At 68.6% G+C, this 12,329-nt stretch carries 13 protein-coding genes; 7 read left to right on the top strand and 6 right to left on the bottom strand.

The window, feature by feature from the left end; genetic code table 11:
- Positions 1-24 precede the first annotated feature (24 nt).
- On the top strand, positions 25-1,137 hold the full coding sequence (locus ACFWNN_RS25850; RefSeq protein ID WP_382442555.1) for an ABC transporter permease: 1,113 nt from the start codon (positions 25-27) through the stop codon (positions 1,135-1,137).
- 58 nt (positions 1,138-1,195) lie between these two features.
- Here the strand turns inward: ACFWNN_RS25850 and serC are convergent, their stop codons facing one another.
- The 6 genes from serC to ACFWNN_RS25820 all read right to left on the bottom strand — a co-directional run bounded on the left by serC (position 1,196) and on the right by ACFWNN_RS25820 (position 6,909).
- The gene (gene serC, locus ACFWNN_RS25845; RefSeq protein ID WP_382442495.1) at positions 1,196-2,323 is read right to left on the bottom strand and encodes a phosphoserine transaminase; all 1,128 of its coding nucleotides are present in this window, start codon (positions 2,321-2,323) and stop codon (positions 1,196-1,198) included.
- A 268-nt stretch (positions 2,324-2,591) separates the two neighbouring features.
- Entirely contained in the window at positions 2,592-3,416 is an 825-nt protein-coding gene (locus ACFWNN_RS25840; protein WP_382442494.1) for a hypothetical protein, read from the bottom strand.
- A 223-nt stretch (positions 3,417-3,639) separates the two neighbouring features.
- The gene (locus ACFWNN_RS25835) at positions 3,640-4,242 is read right to left on the bottom strand and encodes a response regulator transcription factor (protein WP_382442493.1); all 603 of its coding nucleotides are present in this window, start codon (positions 4,240-4,242) and stop codon (positions 3,640-3,642) included.
- Positions 4,239-5,294 carry a sensor histidine kinase gene (locus tag ACFWNN_RS25830; protein ID WP_382442492.1) on the bottom strand — a complete coding sequence of 352 codons (1,056 nt, stop codon included), beginning with the start codon at positions 5,292-5,294 and terminating at the stop codon, positions 4,239-4,241. Before ACFWNN_RS25830 ends, ACFWNN_RS25835 begins: the two co-directional genes overlap by 4 nt.
- On the bottom strand, positions 5,273-6,088 hold the full coding sequence (locus ACFWNN_RS25825; RefSeq protein WP_382442491.1) for an ABC transporter permease: 816 nt from the start codon (positions 6,086-6,088) through the stop codon (positions 5,273-5,275). The genes ACFWNN_RS25830 and ACFWNN_RS25825 overlap by 22 nt, the downstream gene beginning before the upstream one ends.
- The gene (locus ACFWNN_RS25820) at positions 6,085-6,909 is read right to left on the bottom strand and encodes an ABC transporter ATP-binding protein (protein ID WP_382442490.1); all 825 of its coding nucleotides are present in this window, start codon (positions 6,907-6,909) and stop codon (positions 6,085-6,087) included. The genes ACFWNN_RS25825 and ACFWNN_RS25820 overlap by 4 nt, the downstream gene beginning before the upstream one ends.
- A 144-nt stretch (positions 6,910-7,053) precedes the next feature.
- Between ACFWNN_RS25820 and ACFWNN_RS25815 the strand changes: the two genes are divergently transcribed.
- The 6 genes from ACFWNN_RS25815 to pdxH all read left to right on the top strand — a co-directional run bounded on the left by ACFWNN_RS25815 (position 7,054) and on the right by pdxH (position 12,104).
- Positions 7,054-7,653 (top strand): urease subunit gamma, encoded by a 600-nt coding sequence (locus ACFWNN_RS25815; RefSeq protein ID WP_382442489.1) that lies wholly within the window; start codon positions 7,054-7,056, stop codon positions 7,651-7,653.
- Entirely contained in the window at positions 7,650-9,332 is a 1,683-nt protein-coding gene (locus tag ACFWNN_RS25810; protein WP_382442488.1) for an urease subunit alpha, read from the top strand. The genes ACFWNN_RS25815 and ACFWNN_RS25810 overlap by 4 nt, the downstream gene beginning before the upstream one ends.
- Positions 9,332-9,940, top strand: coding sequence for an urease accessory protein UreF (locus ACFWNN_RS25805; protein ID WP_382442487.1), 609 nt, complete (start codon positions 9,332-9,334; stop codon positions 9,938-9,940). The genes ACFWNN_RS25810 and ACFWNN_RS25805 overlap by 1 nt, the downstream gene beginning before the upstream one ends.
- Positions 9,903-10,565, top strand: coding sequence for an urease accessory protein UreG (gene ureG, locus ACFWNN_RS25800; RefSeq protein ID WP_382442486.1), 663 nt, complete (start codon positions 9,903-9,905; stop codon positions 10,563-10,565). The genes ACFWNN_RS25805 and ureG overlap by 38 nt, the downstream gene beginning before the upstream one ends.
- Positions 10,566-10,590: 25 nt before the next feature.
- Entirely contained in the window at positions 10,591-11,292 is a 702-nt protein-coding gene (locus tag ACFWNN_RS25795; protein WP_382442485.1) for an urease accessory protein UreD, read from the top strand.
- Between the two features lie 155 nt (positions 11,293-11,447).
- Positions 11,448-12,104, top strand: coding sequence for a pyridoxamine 5'-phosphate oxidase (gene pdxH / locus ACFWNN_RS25790; protein ID WP_382442484.1), 657 nt, complete (start codon positions 11,448-11,450; stop codon positions 12,102-12,104).
- The last annotated feature ends 225 nt before the right edge of the window (positions 12,105-12,329 follow it).

The raw sequence follows: 12,329 nt of genomic DNA, 5'->3' as shown, positions 1-12,329 counted from the left end.
CTGCTGCGCCTCGGGTTCTTCGGCATGAAGACCCGCCCGATCCGGGCGATCCTCTCCGCGCTGGGCATCGCGATCGGCATCGCCGCCGTGGTCGCCGTCGTCGGCATTCCGGCCTCCAGCGCCGCATCGTTGCAGGAGAAGATGTCCAAGCTGGGCACCAACCTCCTGACGGCCGCGCCCGGCCAGGACTTCTTCGGCCAGGACGCGAAGCTGCCGGAGACCGCGGTGCCGATGGCCAAGCGGATCGGGGCCGTGTCGGCGGCCAGCGCCACCGGCAAGCTCAGCGCGAACGTGCGCAAGAACGACCTCGTGCCGTCCAGCGACACGTTGGGGTTGCAGGTGCAGGCGGCGGAGCAGGACCTGTTGAAGGTGCTGAACGCGGAGGTGCGCGCCGGCCGGTGGTTGTCGCCGGGGGAGAAGTCGGTGGTGCTCGGGGGCACCGCGGCGTCCCGGCTGGGCATCGACAAGCCCGGTGCGCAGCTGTGGATCGACGGTCAGTGGTTCACGGTCGTCGGGATCCTCGGGCCGTTGCCGCTCTCGCCGGAGATCGACCGGTCGGCGCTGGTCGGCTGGGAGGCGGCGAAGGAGGCGTTCGGGTTCGAGGGCAACGCGAACACGGTCTACGTGCGCACCTCGCCGGACCAGGTGGACAACGTCCGCAACCTGCTCGGCCCGACGCTGAACCCGCAGAAGTCCAACGAGGTCAAGGTTTCCCGGCCGTCTGAGGCGCTGGAGGCGCAGCAGCTGGCCGAGAAGAACTACAACGCGCTGTTCCTGGGTTTGGGCGGAGTCGCGTTGTTGGTGGGTGGCGTCGGCGTGGCGAACACGATGGTGATCTCGGTGCTGGAACGCCGCCGCGAGATCGGTCTGCGGCGGGCGCTCGGGGCGACCCGGCGGCAGATCAGGTGGCAGTTCCTGACCGAGTCGGTGCTGCTGTCAGGACTGGGCGGGCTGGTCGGCGTGATCGTGGGAATCGCGGTCACGGCCGGATATTCGATCAGCCAGCAATGGCCTGCGGCACTGCCGTGGCCGGCCCTGCTCGGGGGAGTGGGCTCGGCGATCCTCATCGGCGCCATCGCCGGCGTCTATCCCGCGGTGCGGGCGGCGCGTCAGTCGCCCACGGAAGCACTTGCCTGAAAAGCCCTGGGGCGCACCGGAAACTCGGTGCGCCCCAGGTTGCTGCTTTGTGAACGGGTCAGAGCTGGCCGACGACCCAGTCGATCGCTTGCGTGAGGATCGTGACGTCGTTCGGCTCGATGGCCGGGAACATCGCGACGCGCAGCTGGTTCTTGCCGAGCTTGCGGTACGGCTCGACGTCCACGATGCCGTTGGCGCGCAACACCTTCGCCACCGTGGCGGCGTCGACGTCGTCGGAGAAGTTGATCGTGCCGACGACCTGCGAGCGGTCAGCGGCCTTCTCGACGTACGGCGTGGTGTACGCGGTCTTCTCGGCCCACGAGTACAGGCGGTCCGAAGAGTCCTTGGTGCGCGCGACCGACCAGTCGAGGCCACCGTTGCCGTTGATCCAGTCGATCTGGTGCGCCAGCAGGAAGAGCGTGGCGACCGACGGCGTGTTGTACGTCTGGTCCTTGGTGGAGTTGTCGAGCGCGGTCGGCAGCGACAGGAACTCCGGCACCCAGCGGTCCTTGAGCTCCTCGACGCGGGCCAGCGCGGCGGGCGACATCAACGCGAGCCACAGGCCACCGTCGGACGCGAACGACTTCTGCGGCGCGAAGTAGTAGACGTCGAAGTCCTCGGCCTTGACCGGCAGGCCACCGGCGCCCGACGTGGCGTCGATCGCGATGAGCGCGTCCCCGGAACCCTCGATGCGGGTCACCGGCATAGCGACACCGGTCGACGTCTCGTTCTGCGCCCAGCCGACCAGGTCCGCGCCCTCGGCGTAGAAGAGCTCGGGCGAGGTGCCCGGCTCGGCCTTGGTGACCAGCGAGTCCTTCAGGAACGGCGCGGTCTGCGTGACCTTCGCGAACTTGGACGAGAACTCGCCGTTCGTGAAGTGCTGAGCCGTCTCGCGCACGAGCCCGAAGCTGGCCGCGTCCCAGAACGCCGTGGTGCCACCGTTGCCGAGCACGACCTCGTACCCGTCCGGCAGCTGGAACAGCTCGCGCAGGCCGGAGCGAACGCGGCCGACGAGGTTCTTGACGGGCTTCTGCCGGTGCGAGGTGCCGAGCAGCGCCGCACCCTCGGACGCGAGGGCCGCGACGGCCTCGGGACGCACCTTGGACGGTCCACAGCCGAAGCGGCCGTCAGACGGCTTGAGCTCGGCGGGAAGCACCAACGAGGTCGGATCGGCGGTCTGGGTCATGTGGTCACGCCTCCGGGGCGATTGACGAGCTTCAGGGACCTGACCGGCGCCGTTGCCGGAGTTCACAGTGTTGCAGGCCGGTGTACCGAAGGTGACAACCGGGTGTCCTGGGTCACTGCGGACCCCCACCCCGGTGTTGATCTTGGATCTTCGCCCTTGTTACAGTCTGCGATCTCAGCTCATGATCGGTCACGGAGGGTAGTTTCAGTGTTGCGCATGTGTGCCGGTATGGGCGGAAACTCCGGCACGACCGATGAGGACGACTGAGCTAATCGTTCGGCGCGATCCTCTGGCCCTTCTTGAGTTCCAGTCGCGCGCCGGCGCGGTGTCGCGGTGGTGGGTCGGTCAGCGTCAACGTGACCGTGCGCCGATCGTCGTCGTCCCAGCCCGGTTCGAGCTCGAAGCCTTCGTCGAGCCGGCCGATCGGCTCCAGGTAGACGTCGTGTCCGCGTGGCAGCACGACGCGGTACACCGCGTTCGCGACCGGCTGGGCGAACATGAGGCCGAAGACGTCAGGTGATCCCTCCACGAGGGGCCGGTACCGCTTCGGCCAGTCCAGCTCGACCCTGAACGAGATGTCCGCGTTCTCCGGTGGTGCCTCGTGAAAGTGGATCACCACGGCCACGACCCCGTCCTTCGGCCACGACTGCGAAGTGTGCAATGTCGTTCCGGGTGTGCCGTCCGGGTGCGTGTTGCGCACCGCGATCTTGACTTTGCGGCGGTATCTGGCCGGTTGTGGCCAGTCGCACCGGAACTTCATCCTGACGAACAGCAGATCTGGCCCCAGTGGACGAAGTCTGATCGCCAGTTTCGTGTGCGCGTCGCCACCGTCGCCGATGACGACCGTCTCCTTCCATTCGAGGATCCGGTAACCGGCTCGTGTTTTGTCCAGCTGGTTGGTGTAGCGCGACAGCAGTTCTCGCTGCATCTCCAACTCCCGCCGCTCGGCACCGCTGTTCGTCACCAGCGAGATTCCGGCCACCGTGATCAGCAGGACGGCCGCGACCAGGGCGCCTGACTTGATCGCGGCGCTCCCCAGGACCGCCCCGAGCAGCACGGCGAACGACATGATGCCCACGACGGCCCTGGCCACCGCGGGCGCTCCTCGGCCCCGGAGAAATTCCTCCAGGAAAAGAATCGTCTCCCGCAGCACCTGTCCCCCCGACTGATGTTGCGACAGTGCGGCTGACTGTCCGTGATAGTCGACTGAACAGATTGTTGCGGCTGCGTCTGGTTCGCCCGAGTACGGCACTCGAATGGACGGCGGGTTGACCGGACCATTCACCGTGGTGCACTAGCCCTGCGACGTCAGGGCGTTACTGGAGCATGCCTCGATCCATCGCCGTGGTGACCGCCGCCGTCCGATCCGACACCCCGAGTTTGTTGAACACCCGCAACAGGTGGGTCTTCACCGTCGCCTCGGAAATGAACAGACTCCGCCCGATCTCAACATTGGACATGCCTTTGGCGACCAGTTTCAGCACCTCGGCCTCCCGCGCCGACAACGGCGGCGTCCGCACCTGCCCCACGACCTTGGCCACCATCGACGGCGCCAGCACGGTCTCCCCGCGAGCGGCCGCCCGGATCGCCGCGATCAGGTCCTCGGTGGTCGAGTCCTTCAGCAGGTACCCGGACGCCCCGGCCTCCACGGCGCGAAGGATGTCCGAATCGGTCTCGTAGGTCGTCAGCACCAGCACGCGCGGCCCGGTTCCGACGATCCGCGAGGTCGCGGCCACACCGTCCATTTCGGGCATCCGCAGGTCCATCAGCACGACGTCCGGCTTCAACAAGGCAGCCGCAGCAATCGCCTCCTGCCCCGATCCGGCGTCGCCGACGACCTCCAGATCGTCCCCCACGAGCATCCCGCGCAGCCCCTGACGCACCACGGGGTGGTCGTCCACCAGCAGAATCCTGATCACAGCGGCACCTCCACCAGCACTGACGCCCCCTCGTCGGATGACAACGAGAGCGTCCCACCCACCTGTTCCAGTCGCGCACGCATGCCCCGCAGGCCGAAGCCCTCCGGTGCGTCGCCGAAGCCGCGGCCGTCGTCGCGGACCTCCAGCGAGATGCCGTCCGCGTCGAACCTCATCGTCACGTCCACGCGGGACGCCTCCGAGTGCCGCGCCACGTTGTTCAGCGCCTCCTGCACGGTCCGCAGCAGCACCACCTCGACCGAGGTGGCCAGCGGCACGGCGTCCCCGATCACGCGGAACGACGACGGCAAAGTCACCCCGGAGATCAAGCGCCGCAACGCGTCCTCCAGGGAGGAACCGTCCAAAGGCGACGGTGCGTTGGCGGCGACCAGGGCGCGGGCCTCGCGGAGGTTCTCGCGGGCGGTCCGCAACGCCAGGTCGACGTTCGGCTGCGCGCCCTGCAGCAGCGTGATGATCGAGGTGAAGCCCTGGGCGAGCGTGTCGTGGATCTCGGCCGCCCAGCGGGCCCGTTCGGCCTCGATGGTCAGCTGCTCGATCTTGTCGAGCAGTTCGGCGCGTTGCCTGCTCTGGTCGGACATGCGGCCGATCGCCCAGCCGAACGCCTGGGAGAAGCCCGCGATCAGCATCGCGGCGGGCCACGGCAGGGCGGGTTCGGCGCCCGCGAGCCAGGTCAGCGCCTGCGGGGTGAACACGAAGATCACCATCGGCGCGAACGCCTGCGCCACCGGGAGCGTCATGTAGATCTGCGGGACCAGGCCGAACAGGGCGAACGTCGCGTTGCCGCTGAACCACACGGCCGGTGCGAACGTCAGCAGCGAACCGGCGGCGTAGACGAACCCGTGCCAGTCGTCGTACCCGCGCCGGACGAGCTTCCTGCCGTAGAGCAGGAACCACAGGCCGTTCAAGCACAACAGCCCCGCCGCCGACAGGCGGTCGGCGAGGGTGTTGTTGTCGATCAGGATCAGCACGAGCGCCGTGGTCTGGGTGACCGCGAACAGCACGTACCAGGTGATCAGCGACTGGTGTTGCTCCACTTGAAAGTCCTGCTGACGAGAACCAGGCCCACGATCGTCCACGCGCCCAGCACCAGCGCGATCTTGCCGAGCTCCCATGATCCCGCCGCCTCCATGACCGCGTAGTCGTCGTTCAGAGCGAACACCGAGCGGAAACCCTGGCACACCCACTTCAGCGGGAAGAGCGACCCCACCGTGCGCAGGGACTCGGGCAGCATCGACTGCATGATGAACACGCCGCTGAGGAACTGCAGCACGATGTAGGGCAGGTTCAGCACGCCCGCCGCGTTGCGGGTGGACTTCGCGATCGAGCTCAGCGCCACGCCGATCAGCGAGCAGGAGATCACGCCGAGCGCGAACACCCAGGCGAACGTGAACCACTTCTCCGCGCTCGAAGGCAGTTCGACGTCGAACCGCAGGATGCCGACGACCAGCAGCAGCACGGCCTCGAACAGGCTCGACACGAAGACCAGGATGATCTTGCCGAGGAAGTAGGACGAGAACGGCATCGGCGTGCCGCGCAGGCGCTTCAGCGTGCCGTCCTCGCGGTCGGCCACGACGCTCATGCCGAGCCCGACGAACGACGTCGAGATGATGCCGGCGCCGATCATGCTGGCCGCGAACATCTGCGCGGCGGCGGGTTCCTTCACGTAGACGGTGCCGAGCAGCAGCATTAAGAGCGCCGGCAACGAGATCGTGAAGAGGAGATTCTCCTTCTGCCGGAAGAACTCCCGCAGTTCGGTGCCACCACGGGCGAACCCGAGCGCCAAAGCGGACGGCAGAGCGGCGGTCTTGGACAGCACGGCGGTGGTCACTTGATCAGCTCCAGGTAGATGTCTTCCAGCGACGGGCGGGTGACGGTGAGCTCGGCCAGTTCGCCGTGCCGGGACAGATCGGCGATCACCTTGGTGGGCTCGGAGGTCAGGACCTCCTGGTAGCCGCGGTCGGACAGCCAGCGAACGGTCGCCTCGGCGTGCGCGCGGCCCCCGAGCGTCTGCGGCGTGCCCTCGGCGACGATGACGCCCCCGGCGAGCACGGCCACGCGGTCGGCGAGCGCCTCGGCCTCGTCGAGGTAGTGCGTGGTCAGCAGGATCGTGGTGCCCTCGGCGGCGAGCAGCTTGATCAGGCCCCAGAACTGGCGCCGCGCCTCGGGGTCGAACCCGGTCGTCGGCTCGTCCAGGAACACGAGCTCGGGGCGTCCGATGATGCCGAGCGCCACGTCGAGCCGCCGTCGCTGACCGCCGGAGAGCGTGCCCGCGCGGGACTTCGCCTTCTCGGTGAGCCCGACGAGGTCGATGACCTCCTCCGGGTCGCGCGGGTTCCCGTAGTACTTCGCGTAGTGGTGCACGGCCTCGCGGACGGTCAGCGTCGCGGCGTCGGTCGCGCTCTGCAGGACGATGCCGAGCTTCGAACGCCACTCGCGGCCGCCCTTGGCCGGGTCGACGCCGAGCACGCTGACCTCGCCGGAGTCGCGGTCGCGGTGCCCCTCCATGATCTCGACGCTGGTGGTCTTGCCGGCGCCGTTCGGGCCGAGCACCGCGAAGACCTCGCCGCGGGCGACGTCGAGGTCCACCCCTGCCACCGCCTGGTGGTCCTTGTAGGCCTTCCGGAGGCCCCTCACTCGGATCGCGTTCATGTCGTAAATCCTGCGTTTTCGAGGGGTCTCCGCGGGACGACCTGATCGCTGACCCCGGTTGTCAACCGGTCGGTGGACACGCGGTCGTGTTTCGGCCGTGTTTCCACTCAGGGAAAGCGTGCTTCCGCGTGTTAGAACGGCGGGGTGCATCTGACGCCGCATGAACGCGACAAGCTCCTCGTGCACGTCGCCGCCGACGTGGCGCGCAGACGGCTCGAACGCGGCGTGCTGCTCAACTACCCCGAGGCCGTCGCGTTGATCACCGACCACGTGCTGGAGGGCGCGCGGGACGGCCGCACGGTCAGCGAGCTCATGGAGAGCGGACGCGCCGTGCTCGCTCCCGAGCAGGTCATGCGGGGCGTACCGGAGATGATCGACTCGGTGCAGGCCGAGGCGACGTTCCCGGACGGCACCAAGCTCGTGACCGTCCACCACCCCATCGCGCCGTCCGCAGGACCCGCGCCGGGGGAGGTGGTCGTCGGCGCCGAACCGGTCGAGCTCAACCCAGGACGGCCGCGGGTGACCATCGTCGTCGTGAACGTCGCCGACCGGCCCGTCCAGGTCGGGTCGCACTTCCACTTCGCCTCGGTGAACACCGGGCTGCTGTTCGACCGGGAGGCCGCGTTCGGGTACCGGCTCGACATCGCGGCCGGCACGGCCGTGCGGTTCGAGCCCGGCGTGGAACGCGAGATCACGCTGGTTCCGTTGGCAGGACTGCGCATCGTGCGGGGGTTGCAGCGATGATCGATCGTTCGCGTTACGCGGAGCTGCTCGGGCCGACGGTCGGTGACCGCATCCGGCTCGCCGACACCGACCTGTTCATCGAGGTCACCGAGGACCGCTCGCGCGGGGCCGGGTCCGGCGACGAGGTGATCTTCGGTGGCGGCAAGGTGATCCGCGAGTCGATGGGGCAGGGGATCGCGACCCGGGCCGAGGGTGCTCCCGACCTGGTCATCACGGGTGCGGTGATCCTCGACCACTGGGGTGTGGTCAAGGCCGACGTCGGGGTGCGGGACGGGCGGATCGTCGGCATCGGCAAGGCGGGCAACCCGGACACGATGGACGGGGTCCACCCCGCGCTGGTGATCGGGCCGTCGACGGAGATCCTGTCCGGCAACGGGAAGATCCTCACGGCCGGTGGGATCGACTGCCACGTCCACTTCATCTGCCCGCAGATCGTCGACGAGGCGCTGGCGTCCGGGCTGACGACGCTGATCGGTGGCGGCACCGGCCCGGCCGAGGGGACGAAGGCCACCACGGTCACGCCCGGCGCCTGGTACCTCGACCGGATGCTGACGTCGATGGACCACATGCCGGTCAACGTCCTGTTGCTGGGCAAGGGGAACACGGTGTCGGTCGAGGGCTTGCGCGAGCAGCTCGTCGGCGGCGCCGGCGGTTTCAAGCTGCACGAGGACTGGGGGACCACGCCTGCGGCGATCGACGCGTGCCTGCGGGTGGCCGACGAGTCCGGGGTGCAGGTCGCGATCCACACGGACACGTTGAACGAGGCCGGGTTTTTGGAGTCCACTGTGGACGCCATCGGTGGCCGGTCGATCAACGCGTACCACTCGGAGGGCGCCGGTGGCGGGCACGCGCCGGACATCATCCGCGTGGTCTCGCTGCCGAACGTGCTGCCGTCGTCGACGAACCCGACGCGCCCGCACACCGTGAACACGCTGGAAGAGCACCTCGACATGTTGATGGTGTGCCATCACCTCAACCCGTCGGTGCCCGAGGACCTCGCCTTCGCGGAGTCGCGGATCCGGCCCACCACGATCGCGGCCGAGGACCTGCTGCACGACCTGGGCGCGATCTCGATGATCTCGTCGGACTCGCAGGCGATGGGACGGGTCGGCGAGGTGATCATCCGGACCTGGCAGACGGCGCACGTGATGTCGTCGCGGCGCTCGCTGGACGCGAACCTGAGGGCGCAGCGGTACGTCGCCAAGTACACGATCAACCCGGCGGTGGCGCACGGGATCGCCGGCGAGGTCGGGTCGGTCGAGGTCGGCAAGCTCGCCGACCTGGTGCTGTGGGAGCCCAAGTTCTTCGGGGTGCGGCCGTCGGTGGTGCTGAAGGGCGGGTTCATCGCCTGGGGGCAGATGGGCGACGCGAACGCGTCGATCCCGACGCCGCAGCCGGTGTGGGCGCGGCCGATGTTCGGGGCCACGGCCGGTGCCGCCTCGTCGGTGTTCTTCGTGTCGCCCGAGGCTGTCGAGGCGGGGATCGGGTCGCGGTACGCCCGGCGGGTGCTGCCGGTGGAGTCGACGCGGTCGGTCACCAAGGCAGACATGGTGCTGAACTCCGCCATGCCGGACGTCCAGGTCGACCCGGACAGCTTCGCGGTGCACGTCGACGGGGACCTGGTGGAGCCGTCGCCGGTGGCGGAACTGCCGATGGCGCAACGGTACTTCCTGTTCTGATGCTGACCGCGCTGATCCTCGCCGACTCCCGCTTTCCCGGCGGTGGGCACGTGCACTCCGGTGGGCTGGAGGAGGCGGCCGCGCGCAAGCTGGTCGTCGACGAGCCCTCGCTGCGGTCGTTCCTGCACGGGCGGTTGGTCGGGGCAGGGTTGCTGGCGGCCGGGTTCGCCGCTGCCGCCGCCCGCGGTGAGGATCTTGAGATGCTGGACGCCGAGCTCGACGCCCGGACGCCCTCGCCGGCACAACGCGAGGCTTCGCGGGCGCAGGGGCGCGGGATGTTGCGGGCGGCTCGGCGGGCGTGGCCGTCGGCGCGGCTGGACGCGTTGCCTTCTTCGCCGCACCAGCCGTTGGTGATCGGGGTGCTGGCCGGTGACGCGTTCGAAGCGGCTCTGACCTGCGCTTATCTGGCCGTCAGTGGTCCGGCTTCCGCGGCCGTGCGGTTGCTGGGGCTCGATCCGTTCGGCGTGAACGCGATCGTGGCCGCGCTGCCGGTCGAAGATGTCGCTTCGCGGGCCTGTGTGGAGTTGCCCGCGTTGGGTTCGCCTGCCTTGGATCTGCTGGCCGAGGCACATGTACGACGTGAAGGGGTGCGTCTCTTTGGGAGCTAACCACGGACCCGATCCGCACGGTCACCACCACGGGGTCGCGCCGCGGATCGGCATCGGCGGCCCGGTCGGCAGCGGCAAGACCGCGCTGACGGCCGCGTTGTGCCGGGCGCTGGGGTCGCAGCTGTCGCTGGCGGTCGTGACGAACGACATCTACACCACCGAGGACGCCGACTTCCTGCGGCGAGCCGGGGTGCTGGACCCGTCGCGGATCGAGGCGGTGCAGACCGGTTGTTGCCCGCACACGGCGATCCGGGACGACATCACCGCGAACCTGGACGCGGTGGAACGGCTGGAGCACCGGTTCGACGGCCTCGATCTGGTGATCATCGAGAGCGGCGGGGACAACCTGACGGCGGTGTTCTCGCGCGGCCTGGTCGACCGGCAGATCTTCGTGGTGGACGTGGCCGGTGGCGACAAGGTGCCGCGCAAGGGCGGGCCGGGCGTGACGACCGCGGACCTGTTGGTGATCAACAAGGTGGACCTGGCGCCGTACGTCGGCGCGGACATGGAGGTGATGGTCTCCGACGCGCACCGGATGCGCGGCGAGCTGCCCGTCATCGCGCAGTCGCTGGTGGAGACGCCGGACGCGCCCGAGGTCGCCAAGTGGGTGCTGGCGGGGCTGTGAAGGCATCTGCTGTGAGGACGGCCCGGTGAAAGCCTCGGCACGGCTGGTGGTCGCGTTGGACTCGCACGGCAACAGCGTCGTGCGAGTCCTGCGCTCGATGACACCGTTGACATTGGTGCCGGCCCGGCGCGTGGGCCCGGTTGCGTTGGTGCACCTGGTTTCCTCGGTCACCGCACCCCTGGGCGGCGATTCGTTGTCCCTGACCGTCGAAGTCGGCCCTGGGGCGTGTTTGGACCTCCGAGGCGTTGCGGCGACCCTGGTGCTGCCCGGTTCGTCCGGTGAGCCTTCTTCGTCTCTTGTGCGATTTTCGGTCGAGGGCAGCGTTTCCTACCTGCCCGAACCGACCGTGGTGACGGCACGGGCACACCACACCGCAGTGGTGGAGGCTGAATTGGACGGTCACGCAGAGTTGCGACTGCGGGAGGTCCTGGTGCTGGGACGCTCTGGCGAAGCGGCCGGCTCGCTGTCGTCGTCGGTGCGCGCAACCCGTTGCGGCAAGCCGTTGTTGCACCAGCAGCTGGTCGTGGGCGATCCGTTGGTCGACGGTTCGTCCGCCGGTCTGGCCGGAAGGCGAGTGGTGGGCACCGAGCTGCTCCTGGACGCCAAGGAACGACCGGCCGACGGCGGGGAGTGGTGGAGCGTCGTTCCGTTGGCAGCGGGCGGAACCCTTGCTACCGCACTGGGTGACGACGTGGTCACTGTCACACGTGTGCTCGACGCCATCTGACTCGATCACGGACTCGATCCAGAACTGTTCTTTGCACGGACAGTCACCGTTCAGGTGGTGGTCATCACCGCGCAGGCGGTTTCGGTATCGGCACGCCGTGCGTATGGTCGCGGGTCCAGGGACCACGAGTTCTGCCGCCGCTTGGAGGTTCGCCGATGACGGAGACCACGAACATCGCACTACCGGCGATGCGCGTGTCCTACGAGCAGGGCTCGCTCAGCGAGGCCGAGCTCGCCGCCACCTGGCACGAGCAGCTCCAGCTGTGGCTGGACCAGGCTTCGGGCGCCGGGCTCCCCGAGCCGAACGCCATGGTGCTCGCCACGACCGACGTGAAGGGCCGGCCGTCCTCGCGGACGGTGCTGGCGAAGGGCCTCGACGCACGCGGGTTGGTGTTCTTCACCAACTACACGTCCAACAAGTCGCACGACCTGATGGCCACGCGCTACGCGTCGGCGACGTTCCCGTGGTTCGCGATGCAGCGCCAGGCGCACGTGCGCGGGACGGTCGAGAAGGTCGGGCCCGTGGAGACCGCGGAGTACTGGAACTCCCGGCCGCGCGGATCGCAGATCGGGGCCTGGGCCTCGCCGCAGTCGCGGGTGGTGACCGGTCGGTCCACTTTGGACTCCGCGTTGCACAAGATCGAGCGGCAGTTCGCCGAGACCGAGAAGATTCCTGTGCCGCCGCACTGGGGTGGGTGGCGGATTCGGCCTGAGGAGGTCGAGTTCTGGCAGGGGCGGCGGGATCGGATGCACGACCGGCTGCGGTTCCGGCTCGGGCGGGACGGGTGGTCGTTGGAGCGAGTAGCTCCGTAAATTCTTTGTTTCTGGTGGGGCGTCTTCCTGTGGGCGGGGAGGCGCCCCGTTTTTGTTGTTCGCGTGTGCCGGTTGCGTTGCTGTGGTTCCTGTTCCAGCGGGGTTGGTTGCGTTTTGTTGGTCGGGCTGCGGTTGCGAGAGTTGGTTGCGCGGGTCTCGACGAAAGACCTGGGGTGTGCGATTGGGGCTTGACTTCGGGGCCCTTGCGAGGCGCTCATCGGCCGG

Source organism: Lentzea sp. NPDC058450 (assembly GCF_042721395.1).
GTDB lineage: Bacteria > Actinomycetota > Actinomycetes > Mycobacteriales > Pseudonocardiaceae > Lentzea.
The sequence above is the reverse complement of the archived record's forward strand: the minus strand, read 5'-3'. Positions and strand labels throughout refer to the sequence as shown.